Source organism: Sphingomonas sp. URHD0057 (assembly GCF_000620665.1).
Classification (GTDB): domain Bacteria; phylum Pseudomonadota; class Alphaproteobacteria; order Sphingomonadales; family Sphingomonadaceae; genus Sphingomicrobium.
This window is the reverse complement of the sequence record NZ_JIAU01000005.1, coordinates 141,429-155,154: the sequence shown is the minus strand read 5'-3', so window position 1 is coordinate 155,154 and position 13,726 is coordinate 141,429. Positions and strand designations below refer to the sequence as shown.

General features: G+C 66.0%; 15 protein-coding genes and 1 pseudogene. 7 read left to right on the top strand and 9 right to left on the bottom strand.

Going from position 1 to position 13,726, the window contains the following annotated elements:
* Positions 1 to 118: 118 nt before the first annotated feature.
* Positions 119 to 1,249 (bottom strand): flavodoxin-dependent (E)-4-hydroxy-3-methylbut-2-enyl-diphosphate synthase, encoded by a 1,131-nt coding sequence (ispG, locus tag N539_RS0100900; protein WP_028968744.1) that lies wholly within the window; start codon positions 1,247 to 1,249, stop codon positions 119 to 121.
* 110 nt (positions 1,250 to 1,359) lie between these two features.
* On the opposite strand from ispG, the gene N539_RS14775 reads away from it, so the two are divergent.
* From N539_RS14775 to N539_RS17500, 3 genes are read left to right on the top strand one after another with little or no spacing between them, the layout of a single operon-like run.
* Positions 1,360 to 3,534 carry a toll/interleukin-1 receptor domain-containing protein gene (locus N539_RS14775; protein WP_081774115.1) on the top strand — a complete coding sequence of 725 codons (2,175 nt, stop codon included), beginning with the start codon at positions 1,360 to 1,362 and terminating at the stop codon, positions 3,532 to 3,534.
* Between the two features lie 18 nt (positions 3,535 to 3,552).
* A complete protein-coding gene (locus N539_RS0100890) occupies positions 3,553 to 4,011 on the top strand; it encodes a hypothetical protein (protein WP_028968743.1) in 459 nt (152 codons plus the stop codon).
* Positions 4,008 to 5,852, top strand: coding sequence for a hypothetical protein (locus N539_RS17500; RefSeq protein WP_051531096.1), 1,845 nt, complete (start codon positions 4,008 to 4,010; stop codon positions 5,850 to 5,852). Before N539_RS0100890 ends, N539_RS17500 begins: the two co-directional genes overlap by 4 nt.
* Here N539_RS17500 and N539_RS0100880 read toward each other — a convergent pair.
* Genes N539_RS0100880 through N539_RS0100870 form a run of 3 tightly spaced genes read right to left on the bottom strand, consistent with a single transcriptional unit; the run spans position 5,849 to position 7,128 of the window.
* Entirely contained in the window at positions 5,849 to 6,094 is a 246-nt protein-coding gene (locus N539_RS0100880; RefSeq protein ID WP_028968742.1) for a hypothetical protein, read from the bottom strand. The two genes, N539_RS17500 and N539_RS0100880, sit on opposite strands and share 4 nt — an antisense overlap.
* Positions 6,091 to 6,297 (bottom strand): hypothetical protein, encoded by a 207-nt coding sequence (locus tag N539_RS0100875; RefSeq protein ID WP_028968741.1) that lies wholly within the window; start codon positions 6,295 to 6,297, stop codon positions 6,091 to 6,093. The genes N539_RS0100880 and N539_RS0100875 overlap by 4 nt, the downstream gene beginning before the upstream one ends.
* Positions 6,298 to 6,303: 6 nt before the next feature.
* Entirely contained in the window at positions 6,304 to 7,128 is an 825-nt protein-coding gene (locus tag N539_RS0100870) for an SPFH domain-containing protein (protein ID WP_081774162.1), read from the bottom strand.
* Positions 7,129 to 7,291: 163 nt separating this feature from the next.
* Between N539_RS0100870 and N539_RS0100865 the strand changes: the two genes are divergently transcribed.
* A complete protein-coding gene (locus N539_RS0100865) occupies positions 7,292 to 8,212 on the top strand; it encodes an isoaspartyl peptidase/L-asparaginase family protein (RefSeq protein ID WP_037551866.1) in 921 nt (306 codons plus the stop codon).
* On the opposite strand, the gene N539_RS0100860 is transcribed toward N539_RS0100865, so the two are convergent.
* The 4 genes from N539_RS0100860 to N539_RS0100845 are packed head-to-tail and all read right to left on the bottom strand — an operon-like array spanning position 8,188 to position 10,863.
* The gene (locus N539_RS0100860; RefSeq protein WP_028968738.1) at positions 8,188 to 9,324 is read right to left on the bottom strand and encodes a GNAT family N-acetyltransferase; all 1,137 of its coding nucleotides are present in this window, start codon (positions 9,322 to 9,324) and stop codon (positions 8,188 to 8,190) included. The genes N539_RS0100865 and N539_RS0100860 overlap by 25 nt on opposite strands.
* 33 nt (positions 9,325 to 9,357) lie before the next feature.
* Entirely contained in the window at positions 9,358 to 9,819 is a 462-nt protein-coding gene (locus N539_RS0100855; RefSeq protein WP_028968737.1) for a RidA family protein, read from the bottom strand.
* Between the two features lie 31 nt (positions 9,820 to 9,850).
* Positions 9,851 to 10,594, bottom strand: coding sequence for an SDR family NAD(P)-dependent oxidoreductase (locus N539_RS0100850; protein WP_028968736.1), 744 nt, complete (start codon positions 10,592 to 10,594; stop codon positions 9,851 to 9,853).
* Positions 10,591 to 10,863 (bottom strand): DUF3572 family protein, encoded by a 273-nt coding sequence (locus N539_RS0100845; protein ID WP_028968735.1) that lies wholly within the window; start codon positions 10,861 to 10,863, stop codon positions 10,591 to 10,593. Before N539_RS0100845 ends, N539_RS0100850 begins: the two co-directional genes overlap by 4 nt.
* Before the next feature lie 46 nt (positions 10,864 to 10,909).
* Here N539_RS0100845 and N539_RS14765 point away from each other — a divergent pair.
* Positions 10,910 to 11,257: pseudogene (locus tag N539_RS14765) on the top strand (response regulator); the annotation flags it as partial.
* A 158-nt stretch (positions 11,258 to 11,415) separates the two neighbouring features.
* Here N539_RS14765 and rpmG read toward each other — a convergent pair.
* A complete protein-coding gene (gene rpmG, locus N539_RS0100835; RefSeq protein WP_028968734.1) occupies positions 11,416 to 11,583 on the bottom strand; it encodes a 50S ribosomal protein L33 in 168 nt (55 codons plus the stop codon).
* Between the two features lie 153 nt (positions 11,584 to 11,736).
* Here rpmG and N539_RS18305 point away from each other — a divergent pair, with 153 nt between their 5' ends.
* Both N539_RS18305 and N539_RS0100825 read left to right on the top strand, forming a co-directional pair.
* Entirely contained in the window at positions 11,737 to 12,045 is a 309-nt protein-coding gene (locus N539_RS18305; RefSeq protein ID WP_156029680.1) for a hypothetical protein, read from the top strand.
* A gap of 34 nt (positions 12,046 to 12,079) precedes the next feature.
* Positions 12,080 to 13,699, top strand: coding sequence for a cisplatin damage response ATP-dependent DNA ligase (locus tag N539_RS0100825; protein ID WP_028968732.1), 1,620 nt, complete (start codon positions 12,080 to 12,082; stop codon positions 13,697 to 13,699).
* Positions 13,700 to 13,726: the final 27 nt, after the last annotated feature.

The following is a 13,726-nucleotide window of genomic DNA, read 5'->3' as shown; positions in this document are numbered from 1 at the left end:
AACGGCGGCGCGGAATGCGACGCGGCGATGCGGTCGGCGAGCGCGCCCAACAAAGTGGCGATGAGCAGCAGCTTGGTCACATCGGCAAGCTGCGCCGATTAGGTAAAGAAACGCTGAACTATTCCGCGGCGGTGAGCGTCGGCTGTGCCTCGGCGGCCTCGAGCTCGGCCGCTTTCGCTTCGACCAGCTTCACAATGTGATCGATCATGTCGGCGTCGCGTACATGATGATCGGTGACGCCCGACAGATAGACCATGTGCGTGCCGTTGCCGCCGCCGGTGATCCCGATGTCGGTCTCGCGCGCTTCGCCCGGGCCGTTGACGACACAGCCGAGCACGCTGAGCGACATCGGGGTCTTGATGTGCTGCAGCCGTTCCTCGAGCGCCTCGACGGTGCGAATGACGTCGAAGCCCTGACGCGCGCAGCTCGGGCAGGAGACGACCCGCACGCCGCGGCTGCGGATGCCGAGCGACTTCAGGATCTCATAGCCGACGCGGACCTCTTCCTCGGGCTCGGCCGACAGGGAGACGCGGATGGTATCGCCGATGCCGGCCCACAGCAGCGACCCGATGCCGAGCGACGACTTGACCGTGCCGCCAATCAGCCCGCCGGCCTCGGTCACGCCGAGATGGAGCGGGCAATCGACCTGGTCGGCGAGCTGCTGGTAGGCGGCAACCGCGAGGAACACGTCGCTGGCTTTGACCGCGACCTTGTAGTTGTGGAAGCCGTGATCCTCGAGAACCCGGATGTGGTCGAGCGCGCTTTCGACCAAGGCCTCCGGGCAAGGCTCCCCGTACTTTTCGAGCAGGTCCTTTTCGAGGCTGCCGGCATTGACCCCGATGCGGATCGCGCAGCCATTGGCGCGCGCGGCGGCGATGACTTCCCTGACTCGCTCCTCGGAACCGATGTTGCCCGGGTTGATCCTCAGGCAGGCGGCGCCGGCGTCGGCCGCTTCGAGCGCGCGCTTGTAGTGGAAATGGATGTCGGCGACGATCGGCACGTTCGCCGCGCGGACGATTTCCTTCAGCGCCGCGGTGCTCTCCGCCGTCGGGCAGGAGACGCGGATGATGTCGGCGCCCGCGTCCTCGCAGCGACGGATCTGCTCGATCGTGGCGGCGGCGTCCTCGGTCGGCGTATTGGTCATGGTCTGGACGGTGATCGGCGCGTCGCCGCCAACGGGAACCGCGCCGACCATGATCTGCCGCGACTTGCGCCGCTCGATATCGCGCCAGGGACGAATGGATGACATGGTCGCGCATATAGGCGCTGGGACCGCGGCGGCAAAGCCGAGACCAAACATATCGCCCAAACCTATCGCGTTGTGTTAACGGGCTTAAAGGGGAGCATGGGGGCGGCCCGATGGCGGAACTAGCCCGAGTGCCGGCGAACGATGCGCTAAGCGTGGAAGCCGCGCGGCCTCCGCGCGCCCCGCGCAAGCGGCTGCGGACGCCGCGCCTGCGCCGACGCAAGGCCCGTTACTACGCCTTCCTCAGCTACAGCCATCGCGACGAAGAGATAGCCGATTGGCTGCATCGCGAGCTGGAGGAATTCCGCGTCCCGCCCGGGCTCGCCGGGAAGCTGACCGAGAATGGGGTGATCCCAAAGCGGCTGACGCCGGTGTTTCGCGACGAGCACGAGCTGGCGGCGGCAGACGATCTCGGCGAGGAGATCGAAGCCGCGCTTGCCTCCTCGCAATATCTGATCGTGCTGTGTTCGCCGGACGCTGCGAAGTCGCATTGGACGAACGCCGAGATCGAGCTGTTCAAGCGCACCCGGCCCGACGGCTGCATCCTTGCCGCGATCGCTTCGGGCGAGCCGTTCGCGGTCGACATTCCGGGGCGCGAGCATGAGGAGTGCTTCCCGCCCGCGTTGCGCCAGCGCTACGACAGCCGCGGGCGGCCGACTGGCAAGCGCGCCGAACCGCTTGCCGCGGACTTGCGCGATTCTGGGGATGGACGGCGGCTCGGCTTCCTCAAGCTGGTCGCCGGCATGCTCGGTGTTGGGCTCGACGAACTCGTCCAGCGGGAGACGACCCGGCGGCACCGGCGCATGGCGTGGCTCGTCGCGGCCTCGCTCGCCGGGATGGCGGTGACGAGCACGCTGGCGTTGACCGCGATTCAGGCCCGCGATGCCGCGCGCGACCAACGGCGCGAGGCCGAAGGCCTGGTCGCCTTCATGCTCGGGGACCTGCGCGACAAGCTCGAGCCGATCGGGCGGCTCGACGCCCTCGACGGCGTCGGATCGCGCGTGCTCGCTTATTACAGCAAGCAGAATGCCGCCGACCTTTCCGACGCGGCGCTGTTGCAACGCGCGCGCGCGCTCAGCCTTACCGCCGAGGTTTCCTATCAGCGCGGCAGCTTCGACACTGCGGGCCGCCTGTATCGCCAGGCGATGGCAGGAACCGCCGAAGCTATCCGCCGCAATCCCCGGGACGCGCAACGCCTGTTCGATCATGCGCAGAATGTGTTCTGGGTCGGCGACATTGCGCTTCGGCGAGGCGACGAGCGCGGAGCGGAAACGGCCGCGCGCGAATATAAACGGCTGGCGCTGTCGATGGTCGCCCTCGACGCGAACAACATGAAATGGCGCATGGAAGAGCAATATGCTGACGCGAACCTCGGTGTCGTGCTCTATGGGCAGCGCCGCTTCGGCGAGGCGGCAAGTCAGTTCGCCCAGGCCCTGCGCACGATCGACGCGCTCGCGACCGCGGACCCGCACAACAACGACTATCAAAAGTCGGTCGCCGAGTCGCTCGCCTGGCTGGCGGACGCGCAAATGTCCGAGGGTCAGCTCGCTGAGGCGACCGCGACCAGGGAGCGCCACGTCGCTCTTCTCCAGCGGTTGCTGGCATCAAGCGGCGACGACGTCGAATATCGGCAGAAGCTCATCCAGGCCCATCGCGCGCTCGGCAATCTTTATGGCTATGCCGGCCGCAACGGGCCCGCGCTTGACCAGCTGCGCGCCGCGATCGACCAGGCCGACCGTCTCACCTCGAGCGAGCCCGATAATCGCCAATCGCTGCAATATGGCGCGGAGGCGCGGTTGAGCTATGCCGAAATCCTGCTGGCGGCCGATCGCCGTGCCGACGCCGCCGGCGAAACCGCAAAGGCCTGCGCGGCGGTTCAGCAATTGCTCGCCCGCGATCCGAATGTTGAACGGTGGCGGATGGCGAAGAGCGACTGCGCGGCGACCCAGGCGCAGCTCGCGCTCGCATCGGGCAGCGGCGACGCGCTCGCTCTCGCCGGGCAGGCAATCGTCAGCGCGAAGGCCGCCAAAGGCAATGATGCCGCCGCCGATTCCTACGCGCTTGCCAAAGCCTATCGCTTGATGGGCGACGTCAGGCACAGTCTCGGCGATCATTCCGGCGCTTCTGCCGCTTGGGCAAATGCACTGTCGGCGGTCCCGGCCGCCTCGGCGGAGCGGCCAGTAGAGATGGCGGAACATGCCGCAATCCTGCAGCGGCTTGGAAAGCAGCCCCAGGCCAGCTCATTACACGCAAAGCTTCGCCAGAACGGCTACCGGCGGTCGATCTAATCAAAAAGGGGAAATGACATGGGTAACGCAAGACGAACGATCCTCGTCCACATCTGGGATGACCCCGAAGCGCCGAACGGCATCCAGTTCGGAATGTCGGGCTTCGGCGTCCAGAAGGACGAAATCACCTGCGCCAAGGGAACGATGCCCCACGGCGATTCGAACAGCGTCACGTTCGAGATCAACAATCGATCGGACCGCAGTTGGCTGTTCCCCAGCGATGAGAGCGACGCGATGTGGGTCTCGGAAAACGGAAGCGATTGCCCGACGCACCGACCGCCGGAAAATCCCGAATTCCCGCTCAAGGACATAAAGGTCTCACACGACCGCGAGCAGCTTACGGTCCGCAACCGCAACAGCTGCAAGGCGACGTACAAGTTCGCGCTGAACTTCGTCGACGGGGATGACCAGAAGCACCTTTATTCGTTCGATCCGATCTGGAATAACCAGAATGGTGGGACGGGCCACACCCGTTGAATCGGACGGTTTCCGCAGCGGATCTCAAGCCGGCGAAAAGCGTCGCGCCGGCCGGTCCGCCGCGGCTGCCGTTCGTGTTCAGCGTCGGGATTACCGGTCATCGGATGGGGGCGCTGGGGCCCGACGCGCTCAAGGCCTTGCCGGCGCGCATCCAGTCCGCGCTGAAGATGGTGACCGAGTCCGCGCTCGCGATTCATGCCGGGAACCACGCTTTGTTTTCGGACGTGCCGACGCGCCTCGATTTCGTGTCGCCGCTCGCCGGCGGCGCCGATCAGATCGCGGCGGAGGCCGCGTTGCAGCTCGGATATCGCCTGCGCGCCGTGTTGCCTTTCACAACCGCCGACTACCGTCACGATCTGGTCGCCGAAGCGGCCGAAGCGCGGTTCGACGAACTGCTTGCCCGGGCTGAAACGCGCCTCGAGCTCCCCGGCAACCGCGCCGACGAGCCCGACGCCTATGCCATGGCTGGGCGCGCGACGGTGGCGCATTGCGATGTCCTCATTGCCGTTTGGGACGGACTGAAAGCCCGCGGCAAGGGGGGAACGGCGGACGTCGTCGAAGTTGCGATTGCTCACGGCACGCCCGTCATTCACTTGCTGCCTGGCGAGGGCGAGCCGGCCAAGCTGTTGTGGGCAGCGTTCGACCCGGTGGTCGATACCTCGGGAGTCGACCCGATGTCCGAGCGACCGCTCGACACGGCGCACGTCGACCAGATGCTGAAGGCGATTCTGCTGCCCCCGCCGGGCGATCGGGAGAAGCACTTCGTGGCGCGCTTCTTCGCCGAGCGAATACCGAAATACCGTGTACGCACCGAATATGCGATGCTTCTCGCCGCCGCTCGTGTGCGGAGGCTGAGATTCCGCGACTTCAGCGAAGACTACACCGCGCGGATGATCAAGGAAGAGTGGCGGAGTTATCAGGAAAACTGCGCCGCCGCCCACGACGTCTCGGTTCCCTTCGACCTCTTGGAAGATGCCTACAGCTGGACCGACCATCTGGCGACGCATCTCGCCCAGAAATACCGCAGCGGGCACATCTTTTCATTCGTGCTCGGCGGGCTCGCGGTGTGCATGGGCCTTGCCGCCTTCATGTTCCCGCACTTCAAGTTCCAGGAAGCGTTCATCGAGACCGTCCTGACCGTCGCGATCATCATGAACGCACATGTCGGATCGAAGAACGAATGGCACCGCCGCTGGCTCGATTATCGCCAGCTCGCGGAGCGGCTGCGCCCGATGCGCAGCCTGAAGCTGCTGGCCCTCGCTGCTCCCGACCCGCCCGGGACGGAGACCAATCCGGTCGCGCAGCGGTGGATCGACTGGTATGCGAGCGCCGTGTGGCGCGCGATGGGCTGCCCCTCGGGCTCGCTGGACCCGGAGTCGGCGGCCAAACTGGCCGAAGCGATCGGCGACCATGAGGTCGCTCCGCAGATGAGCTATCACGAGCGCAACGCGAAGGTGATCGAGCTCCTCGACAAGCGCCTCGAGAAGTTCGGGACCTCGCTCTTTTTCATCACCTTGATTTCCTCGAACATCACCTTGGTCGGCCTCGCCATCAACGCCGCGTTTGTGATGAAATGGGGCAATTGGTTCACACTGATCTCGGCGGGTTTTCCGGCGCTGGCGACGACCGTCTTCGGAATCCGCTTTCAGGGCGATTTTGGGGGCGACGCGCTGCGCTCGCTGGCCACCGCGGAGAAGCTTCGACAGATCGACAAGGAGCTGCGCAAGGATCCTGGCCTGATGCGCGCCGGCGACCTCACCGAACAGGCCGCGCGCTTCATGCTCGCCGATCTCGACGAATGGTGCCTGGTCAATGCCCAGCGCGACCTGTCGGTCGGCTAATCGTCGTCGCCCCAGCGCCAGCGCCAGCCGCCGCGGGTGGTCTTGGCGGCAATGACCATAAACACAGCAATCAACGGGATGAGCGCGGCAACCGCCTGATAGGGCCGGTCATGGAACCGCAACCCCGCGCCCACCGCGAGCGTCGCGAAAGCGAGCGTAACCGCCCAGCCCTGCCAGGAAATGGGCGGTCCCGCGCCATAGCCATAACGCCGCGGCGCGAACCATTCCGGACCCTCGCTCATCGCTTCTCATCCTTGGGTGGCCGGCCGCGCTTGCGCGGCGTGGGCATCTGAAGCTTTACGCCGCGCGACCCGAGCGCTTCGCGCAGGAGGCACTCCACCTGGGCATTGACGCTTCTCAACTCGGCGGCGGCGCTTCGCTCGACCGCCGCCCACAGCGCCGAATCGACGCGCAATGGATAGGCCTTGCGTTCACGCTCCGCCACGATGCGTTACTGGTAGAGGGTGCCGGTATTGACGACGGGCTGGGTGTCGCGCTCCCCGCACAGCACCACCATCAGGTTCGAGACCATCGCCGCGCGGCGCTCGTCGTCGAGTTCGACCACCTTCTTTTCGCTAAGCATGGTGAGCGCCATCTCGACCATCCCGACGGCGCCTTCGACGAGGGTCTTGCGCGCCGCGACGACCGCCTGCGCCTGTTGCCGGCGGAGCATCGCGCCGGCGATTTCCTGCGCATAGGCAAGGTGAGTGAAGCCGCATTCATCGACGGTGATGCCGGCGACCGCGAGACGCGCCTGGAGCTCCGTCCGAAGCTCGGTCCCGACCTGATCGTGGTTGCCGCGGAGCGTGATCTCCTGGTGCTCGAAATCGTCATAGGGATAGCGCGAGCCGATGGTGCGGATCGCGGCCTCGACCTGGACCCGGACGAACTGCTTGTAGTCGTCGACGTCGAACAAAGCCTGGGCCGTGTCGACCACGCGCCACACGATCTGCGCCGCCATCTCGATCGGGTTGCCGCGCAGGTCGTTGACCTTGATCTTCTCGGAAATGAAATTGTTGGCGCGGACAGACACCTTTTTCTTCGCCATCCACGGCCACGTCCAGCGAAGCCCGGTCGCGCGGTCGGTACCACTATACGAACCGAACAAGGTAATCGCCGCCGCCTGGTTTGGTTGGAGCATGTAAAAGCCCGGCATCACCAGGATGAACACGATCGTCGCGACGATGACGAGGAAGAACCCGGTTATGCTGGCCTGCGATAGCTGTCCGATCCCGTAGACGTCGGCGAGGACCGCGACCAACAGCACGATCAGCATCGCATAGCCACTCGTCGTCGACGCCGACCGTTCACTCGTCGCCGTCAGTGCAATGATCTTTTCGTCAGCCACCTGTGCCTCCCTAAATATGATATCATAATAATATGGCTAGGCGGCCGGCGTCAACTGGAATCGGTGAACCGTCGCGGCTATGCGCAGCGCCATGTCACGTTGGCGACTGGTGATTCACGGCGGCGCCGGGTCGATGCGCCCGGGTCGGCTTCCTCCCGAGCAGGAGGAATGCGCGCGCGCCGGCCTGGAACGCGCGCTCCAGGCGGGGGCGGTGATTCTCGAGAAGCGCGAGGCCGCAGTCGACGCCGTCGAGGCTGCGGTTCGCGAGCTGGAGGAGGATTCCTGCTTCAACGCCGGCCGCGGCAGCGTGCTGACCGCCGAGGGCTGCATCGAGCTCGACGCGGCGATCATGGACGGGCGAGACCGATCGGCCGGCGCGGTTGCCGGGTTGCGGACGACGCGGGCGCCGATCAGCCTCGCGCGCATGCTCATGGAGCAGGGTCCGCATGTCTTCCTGTCGGGCAAGGGCGCCGACCAATATGCCCGCGAGCATGGTCTGGAGCAGGTCGGCAACAGCTGGTTCGAAGTGCCCGAGCGCCGGCGCCAGCTCGAAGAATTGCTCCGCGAGGACGGATTCGACGATGAGGTGAAGTACGGCACGGTGGGCGCGGTCGCGGTCGACGTCGACGGTCATGTCGCGGTCGCCACCTCGACCGGCGGACTGACGGCCAAGCGCTGGGGCAGGGTCGGCGATTCACCCCTGATCGGCGCCGGTACCTACGCCGACGATCGCTCCGCGGCGGTCTCCGCGACGGGCTCGGGGGAGTATTTCATCCGCGCCGTCGCCGCGCACCAGCTCGCCGAGCGCGTGCGGCTCGGATGCGAGTCGCTCCAGCAGGCGCTCGACGCCGTGCTCGCCGACATCGCCTTGCTCGGCGGGAAGGGCGGCCTGATCGCAGTTGCACCGAACGGCGATGCTGCATGGGGCTTCACGACGCCGGCAATGTATCGCGGCATGGCGGACGCCGGTGGGCGAACGGTGCGAATCTACGGCGAAGACGACGACCGGTAAGGAAGGTCCTGCCGCAACCATTCGACCTCGTTGAGGATTGCCGCGCGCTCGGTCTCCACGAAGTCCGCGACCGCCTCGCGAAAGCTCCGGTTGGGAATGAAGTGGGCCGACCGGGTGACCACCGGTTCATAGCCCCGCGCGATTTTGTGCTCGCCCTGCGCCCCGGCCTGGACGGTCTTTAGGCCGTACTGGCAAGTCCATTCGACCGCGCGGTAATAGCTGAGCTCGAAGTGCAGGAAGCGCACCTCTTCGGTGCAACCCCAGTAGCGGCCGTAGAGCGTGTCCTCGCCGACGATATTGAGCGCTCCGGCGATCGGCCGGCCGTCGCGGAACGCCAGGAACAGCAGCAGCTGGTCGCCCATTCGCTCGCCGATGAGGTCGAAGAATTCGCGGGTGAGGTAGGGCTGCCCCCACTTTCGCGAACCGGTGTCCTGGTAGAAGTCCCACATCGCGTCCCACTCGGCGGGGCCGATTTCGCCGCCGCGCAGGGCGCGGATCTCGAGTCCCTCCTGGGCCGCCTCGCGCTCCTTGCGGATGGCCTTGCGCTTGCGGCTGCTCAACCGGGCGAGGAAATCGTCGAAGCTCACATAACCGCGATTGAACCAGTGGTACTGGATGCCGAGCCGAATGAGCCAGCCGCGCCGTTCGCATTCCATCGCGCCCGCTTCGTCGACGAAGGTGATGTGCGCCGACGACAGCCCGTTCTGCACCACCACCGCCTCGGCGGCGGCGAGGAGCTGTTGCGGGCGGTGGCCGAGCAGCCGCGGGCCCGGCACGGGCGTAAACGGAACGGCGATCTGGAGCTTGGGATAATATTGGCCCCCGGCATTCTGCCACGCCTCGGCCCAGCCATGATCGAACACATATTCGCCCTGGCTGTGACCCTTGAGATAGGCGGGCGCCGCAGCGACCAGCGTGCCTTCCTCATCGACCAGGATCGGCGCCGGCGACCATCCGGTCGACAGCCCGACACTTCCGGAATCCTCGAGCGCGGAGAGAAACGCGTGGCTGAGGAAGGGGTCGCCGCTGCTCAGCCTGTCCCAGGCGTCGGCGTCAACCGACGCGACACCCGGTGCGAGGCGAGCGAGAACGTCGGATTCGCGGTCGGCCATAACCCGCTACGTGGGTAGACCGGCGGAGATGAACTAGGCCTTCACCGCGACGATCGCGTCGACTTCGACCGCAACCCCGAGGGGAAGCACGGCCACGCCGACCGCGCTGCGGGCATGGCGGCCCGCTTCGCCGAACACCTCCTGCATCAGCTCCGAAGCGCCATTGGCGACCTTCGGCTGATCGGTGAACGACGGGGCGCTGTTCACGAACACGCCGAGCTTCACGATCCGCTCGACCCGGTCGAGCGAGCCGAGCGCGGCCTTGATTTGCGCCAGAAGCATGATCCCGCAGCGCCGCGCGGCCTCGGTTCCGCGCTCGAGGTTCACGTCCTCGCCGAGCCGGCCGAGGATCAGATTGCCGTCCTCGGCGAAACTGATCTGGCCCGAAATGTGGAGCAGGCCGCCTGCTTCCACGGCGGGGACGTAGGAAGCCACGGGAGCGGCGGGCTGCGGAAGGTCGATGCCGAGTTCGGCGAGGCGATTGTCGATGCTCATAGACGCCCCCAAGCACCGGAGCCGGACGGAATCAACCCTCGCGGTCGATCGCGAAGCCGGCCCAGCTCTGGCTGACCGGCATCAGTTCAATCGCGTTGATGTTAAGCCGCGGCGGCAGGTTGGCGAGCCACCAGAAGAGGTCGGCATGGTCTTCGGCGGTCATCGGGTTCATGCCGGCATAGAGCTTGTCCGAAGCCTCCTTGTCGCCGCCCGTCCGCACCAGCGTGAACTCGGTCTCGGCCATGCCCGGCTCGACCGAGGTCACGCGCACTCCGGTTCCCGCGAGGTCGCACCTGAGGTCGAGCGAAAATTGGCGGACGAAGGCCTTGGTCCCGGCATAGACCGCTCCGCCTTTGTACGGATAGGTAGCCGCGACGGACGACAGGTTGATGATCTGCCCCTTGCGCTCGATCAGCCTGGGCAGGAGCGCCCGGGTCAGCGCCACCAGCCCGGTGACGTTGGTCGCGATGACGTCCTCGATCCGGCCCCAATCGGTGTCGGGGAGGGGATTGGTCGGCGGTGCGAGGCCGGCATTGTTGAGCAGCAGGTCGACCGCGTGCCACGGCGCCGCCAGCTGCGCCAGGCTCTCGACCGCGGCGAAGTCGCGCATGTCGATTTCGAGTGGGAGGAACGAACCGCCAAGCTCGTCCTGAAGTGCGCGGAGCCGATCGGCCCGGCGTCCGGTGCCGATCACCCGCCACCCGCCAGAGGCGAATTTTCGTGCGGCGGCCGCTCCAAACCCCGAGGTCGCTCCAGTGATCAGGATCGTCTTCATTCGGCCTCCTCGAGCGCTCGCCGAGCGGCGACCAGCGCCTCGGGCTTTACCCCAATCTGCTCCGAAACCGAGAGGAGATCGGGCTCGTGCGCCTCGAGAAAGGCAATGAGTGCAGAGAGCAGGGCGGGCTGACCGGCCCGACGGCGCAGTTCATCTGTCCCGATTCCGGTCAGGTCCAGGAACCGCACCGCACGCCGTTCGTCGGTCAGCGTTGCCGCGAGAGCGGCGAGAGCAAGCGCATGAGGGTCATTTGGCGTCTGCAACGGCACCGCCTAAGCTCTCGCGCCCAAGGGGGAAGGAAGTGAATTGGCCAAGATCCTGATCGTCGAGGACAATGCGCTGAACATCAAGCTGTTCTGCGACCTGCTCGCCGCGCACGGGCATGAGCCCGAAGCCGTGACCGACAGCCGCAATGCGCTCGATGCCGCGCGCAGCTTCTCGCCCGACCTCGTGATCACCGACATCCAGCTGCCCCACGTCAGCGGGCTTGAGCTGATCCATCAGCTGAAGAGCGATTCGAAGCTCGCCGGCATTCCGATCATGGCGGTCACGGCCTATTCGGCGACCGGGGACGAGGAGCGCATCCGCGCGGCCGGCGCGCAGGCCTATGTGTCGAAGCCGATTTCGGTGGTGAAGTTCGCGCAGACGGTCGACGAGCTGCTCGAAGACGCAAGCGAGCGCGAGCTCAAGAAGGACGGCGCGGAAGATTGGGCGAACGAAGGTGGCGACGCGCCCGGCATCGGCGAAGCTGGAGGCGAGGAGGACTCCGCCTGAGCAGTCAAGGTCCGGAATGACGATCCGAGCGACGGGCGCTCAGCGCGTCACTTGATCTTGGTTTCCTTGAACTCGACGTGCTTGCGCACCTTCGGGTCGTACTTCTTGAAGCTCAGCTTCTCGGTCTGCGTCCGCGGATTCTTCTTGGTCACATAGAAGAAACCGGTGTCGGCGGTGCTGACGAGCTTGATCTTGACGGTTGCCGGCTTGGCCATCGCAAATTTCCAAATCTGCCAAAAAAGAAAAGCGGCCGCGGCCGCCCAAGTCGCCGCGTCCCATGACGAACGCGACCGATTCTGTCAACCGACACAGAGACGTAACGAGGCGTTAACGCCTTTGGCTCACTTTGCCTTCAACAGGAGGCGACAATGGCAACCGACCCGCTCTCGGCCGTCAGGACCCAGGTCGGGCAGCGCGTTGCCGAGATCCGCCAAGCGGGACCGCGCCTCTCCCCCCTCGATCTTCACGCCCGCATGGACGCGATTCGCCAGCTTGCCGCCGATCATGGCCTCGCGGCGCTTGAAAGCCTCGCCCGGCGGACGACTCAACTGGCGCTGCTGCCCGGTCATCGCGTCGCGCTTCAGTCCTGTCTCGAACATGTCGACGAAGCGCTCGACAGCGTCTCGCCGCGCGATTGCAACACAATCCTCGCGGCCCTCGCCGTTCGCCTCCACTAGGCACGAGACCGCCGTTCGCGCATTTTGAGGCGCGATGCGCGCCTTTTCGCAGCTTCTGGACGATCTCGTCTACACGCGCTCGCGCAACACCAAGCTCAGGCTGATCGGCGATTACCTCAAGGAAACGCCCGACCCCGATCGCGGCTTCGGTCTCGCCGCTTTGACCGGCACGCTCGACATCCCGGCGGTCAAGGGCGCCGCGGTTCGCGCGATCGCCGAGGAGCGCGTCGACCCGGTCTTGCTCTACATGAGCCGCGACTATGTCGGCGACATGGCTGAGACGGTGGCGCTGTTGTGGCCGAAGGGGGCGGGTTTGGGGGCAAAGGGCGCCGAGCCCCCAGAGCTCGACGACGCGACCATCTCGATCAGCGAGGCGATCGAGCGGCTGCGCTCGACCACCCGGCTCGATGCGCCGCGCACGCTGGCCGACATGCTCGACCACCTCGATGCCTCGGGACGATTCGCGCTGCTGAAGCTGGCCACGGGCGCGCTCCGCGTCGGGATCAGCGCCCGGCTTGCCAAGCAAGGGCTGGCCGATGCGTTCGGGCTCGAGGTCGAGGCGGTCGAGGAGGTGTGGCACGGGCTTCGCCCGCCCTTCACCGAGCTGTTCGACTGGGCCGAGGGCCGCGCCGGACAGCCGAGCGTGCGCGATGTCCCGGTGTTCCGTCCGTTCATGCTCGCCCACCCGCTCGAAGCGACCAAAGTCTCGCTCGACGATTATGCCGCCGAGTGGAAGTGGGACGGAATCCGGGTCCAGCTGGTCCACGCCGGCGGCGATACTCGACTTTACAGCCGCACGGGCGACGACATTTCGGGAAGCTTTCCCGACATCGCCGAGGCCTTTCGTGTTCACGGCGTGCTCGACGGCGAGCTCCTCGTGCGCGGATCGGACCAGGGCCAAGCCGCCGTCCACGGCGGCGCCGCGGCAAGCTTCAACGCGCTCCAGCAGCGCCTGGGCCGCAAGACCGTGAGCCAGAAGATGCTCGGCACTTATCCTGCTTTCGTACGCCTCTACGACATCCTGTTCGATGGCGATGAGGATTTGCGCGAGCTCGCGTGGAGCGAACGACGAGGGCGGCTGGAGGACTTCGCCAAGAGGCTCGATCCCGAGCGCTTCGACGTATCGCAGCTTATAGAAGCAGATAGCTTCGAGGCACTCGAGGACCTGCGCGCCGGCGCGCGCGACGTCGCGATCGAGGGCATCATGCTGAAACGTCGCGACAGCCCCTACGCCGGCGGGCGCCGCGCCGGCCTGTGGTACAAATGGAAGCGCGACCCGCTAATCGCCGATTGCGTGCTGATGTACGCGCAGCGCGGATCGGGGAAACGATCAAGCTATTATTCCGACTATACCTTCGGCTGCTGGACGGAAGCGGACGAGCTGCAGCCGGTGGGCAAGGCCTATTTCGGCTTCACCGACGAGGAGCTGAAATGGATCGACCGCTGGGTGCGCGGGCATACGATCGAGCGATTCGGGCCGGTGCGCGAAGTCGAGAAGAGCCTGGTGCTCGAGGTGGCATTCGACTCGATCCACAAAAGCACGCGGCACAAGTCGGGCCTCGCCATGCGCTTCCCCCGAATCAGCCGCATCCGCACCGACAAGCCGGCGAGCGAAGCGGACCATATTACAACTTTGCAATCCTTGGTGACTTGAAGCGCGGCGCCGGGGCGCTAAGCCTTC

Excerpts from the sequence above, each read along its gene's own strand:
- N539_RS0100855 (WP_028968737.1), bottom strand. The coding sequence starts at position 9,819 with ATGAGCATCGACAATCGCCTCGCCGAACTCGGCATCGACCTTCCGCAG.
- N539_RS0100860 (WP_028968738.1), bottom strand. The coding sequence starts at position 9,324 with ATGGCCGACCGCGAATCCGACGTTCTCGCTCGCCTCGCACCGGGTGTC.
- N539_RS0100825 (WP_028968732.1), top strand. The coding sequence starts at position 12,080 with ATGCGCGCCTTTTCGCAGCTTCTGGACGATCTCGTCTACACGCGCTCG.
- N539_RS0100865 (WP_037551866.1), top strand. The coding sequence starts at position 7,292 with ATGTCACGTTGGCGACTGGTGATTCACGGCGGCGCCGGGTCGATGCGC.
- rpmG (WP_028968734.1), bottom strand. The coding sequence starts at position 11,583 with ATGGCCAAGCCGGCAACCGTCAAGATCAAGCTCGTCAGCACCGCCGAC.
- N539_RS18305 (WP_156029680.1), top strand. The coding sequence starts at position 11,737 with ATGGCAACCGACCCGCTCTCGGCCGTCAGGACCCAGGTCGGGCAGCGC.
- N539_RS14775 (WP_081774115.1), top strand. The coding sequence starts at position 1,360 with ATGGCGGAACTAGCCCGAGTGCCGGCGAACGATGCGCTAAGCGTGGAA.
- N539_RS0100870 (WP_081774162.1), bottom strand. The coding sequence starts at position 7,128 with ATGCTGATCGTGCTGTTGGTCGCGGTCCTCGCCGACGTCTACGGGATC.
- N539_RS0100850 (WP_028968736.1), bottom strand. The coding sequence starts at position 10,594 with ATGAAGACGATCCTGATCACTGGAGCGACCTCGGGGTTTGGAGCGGCC.
- ispG (WP_028968744.1), bottom strand. The coding sequence starts at position 1,249 with ATGTCATCCATTCGTCCCTGGCGCGATATCGAGCGGCGCAAGTCGCGG.
- N539_RS0100890 (WP_028968743.1), top strand. The coding sequence starts at position 3,553 with ATGGGTAACGCAAGACGAACGATCCTCGTCCACATCTGGGATGACCCC.
- N539_RS0100880 (WP_028968742.1), bottom strand. The coding sequence starts at position 6,094 with ATGAGCGAGGGTCCGGAATGGTTCGCGCCGCGGCGTTATGGCTATGGC.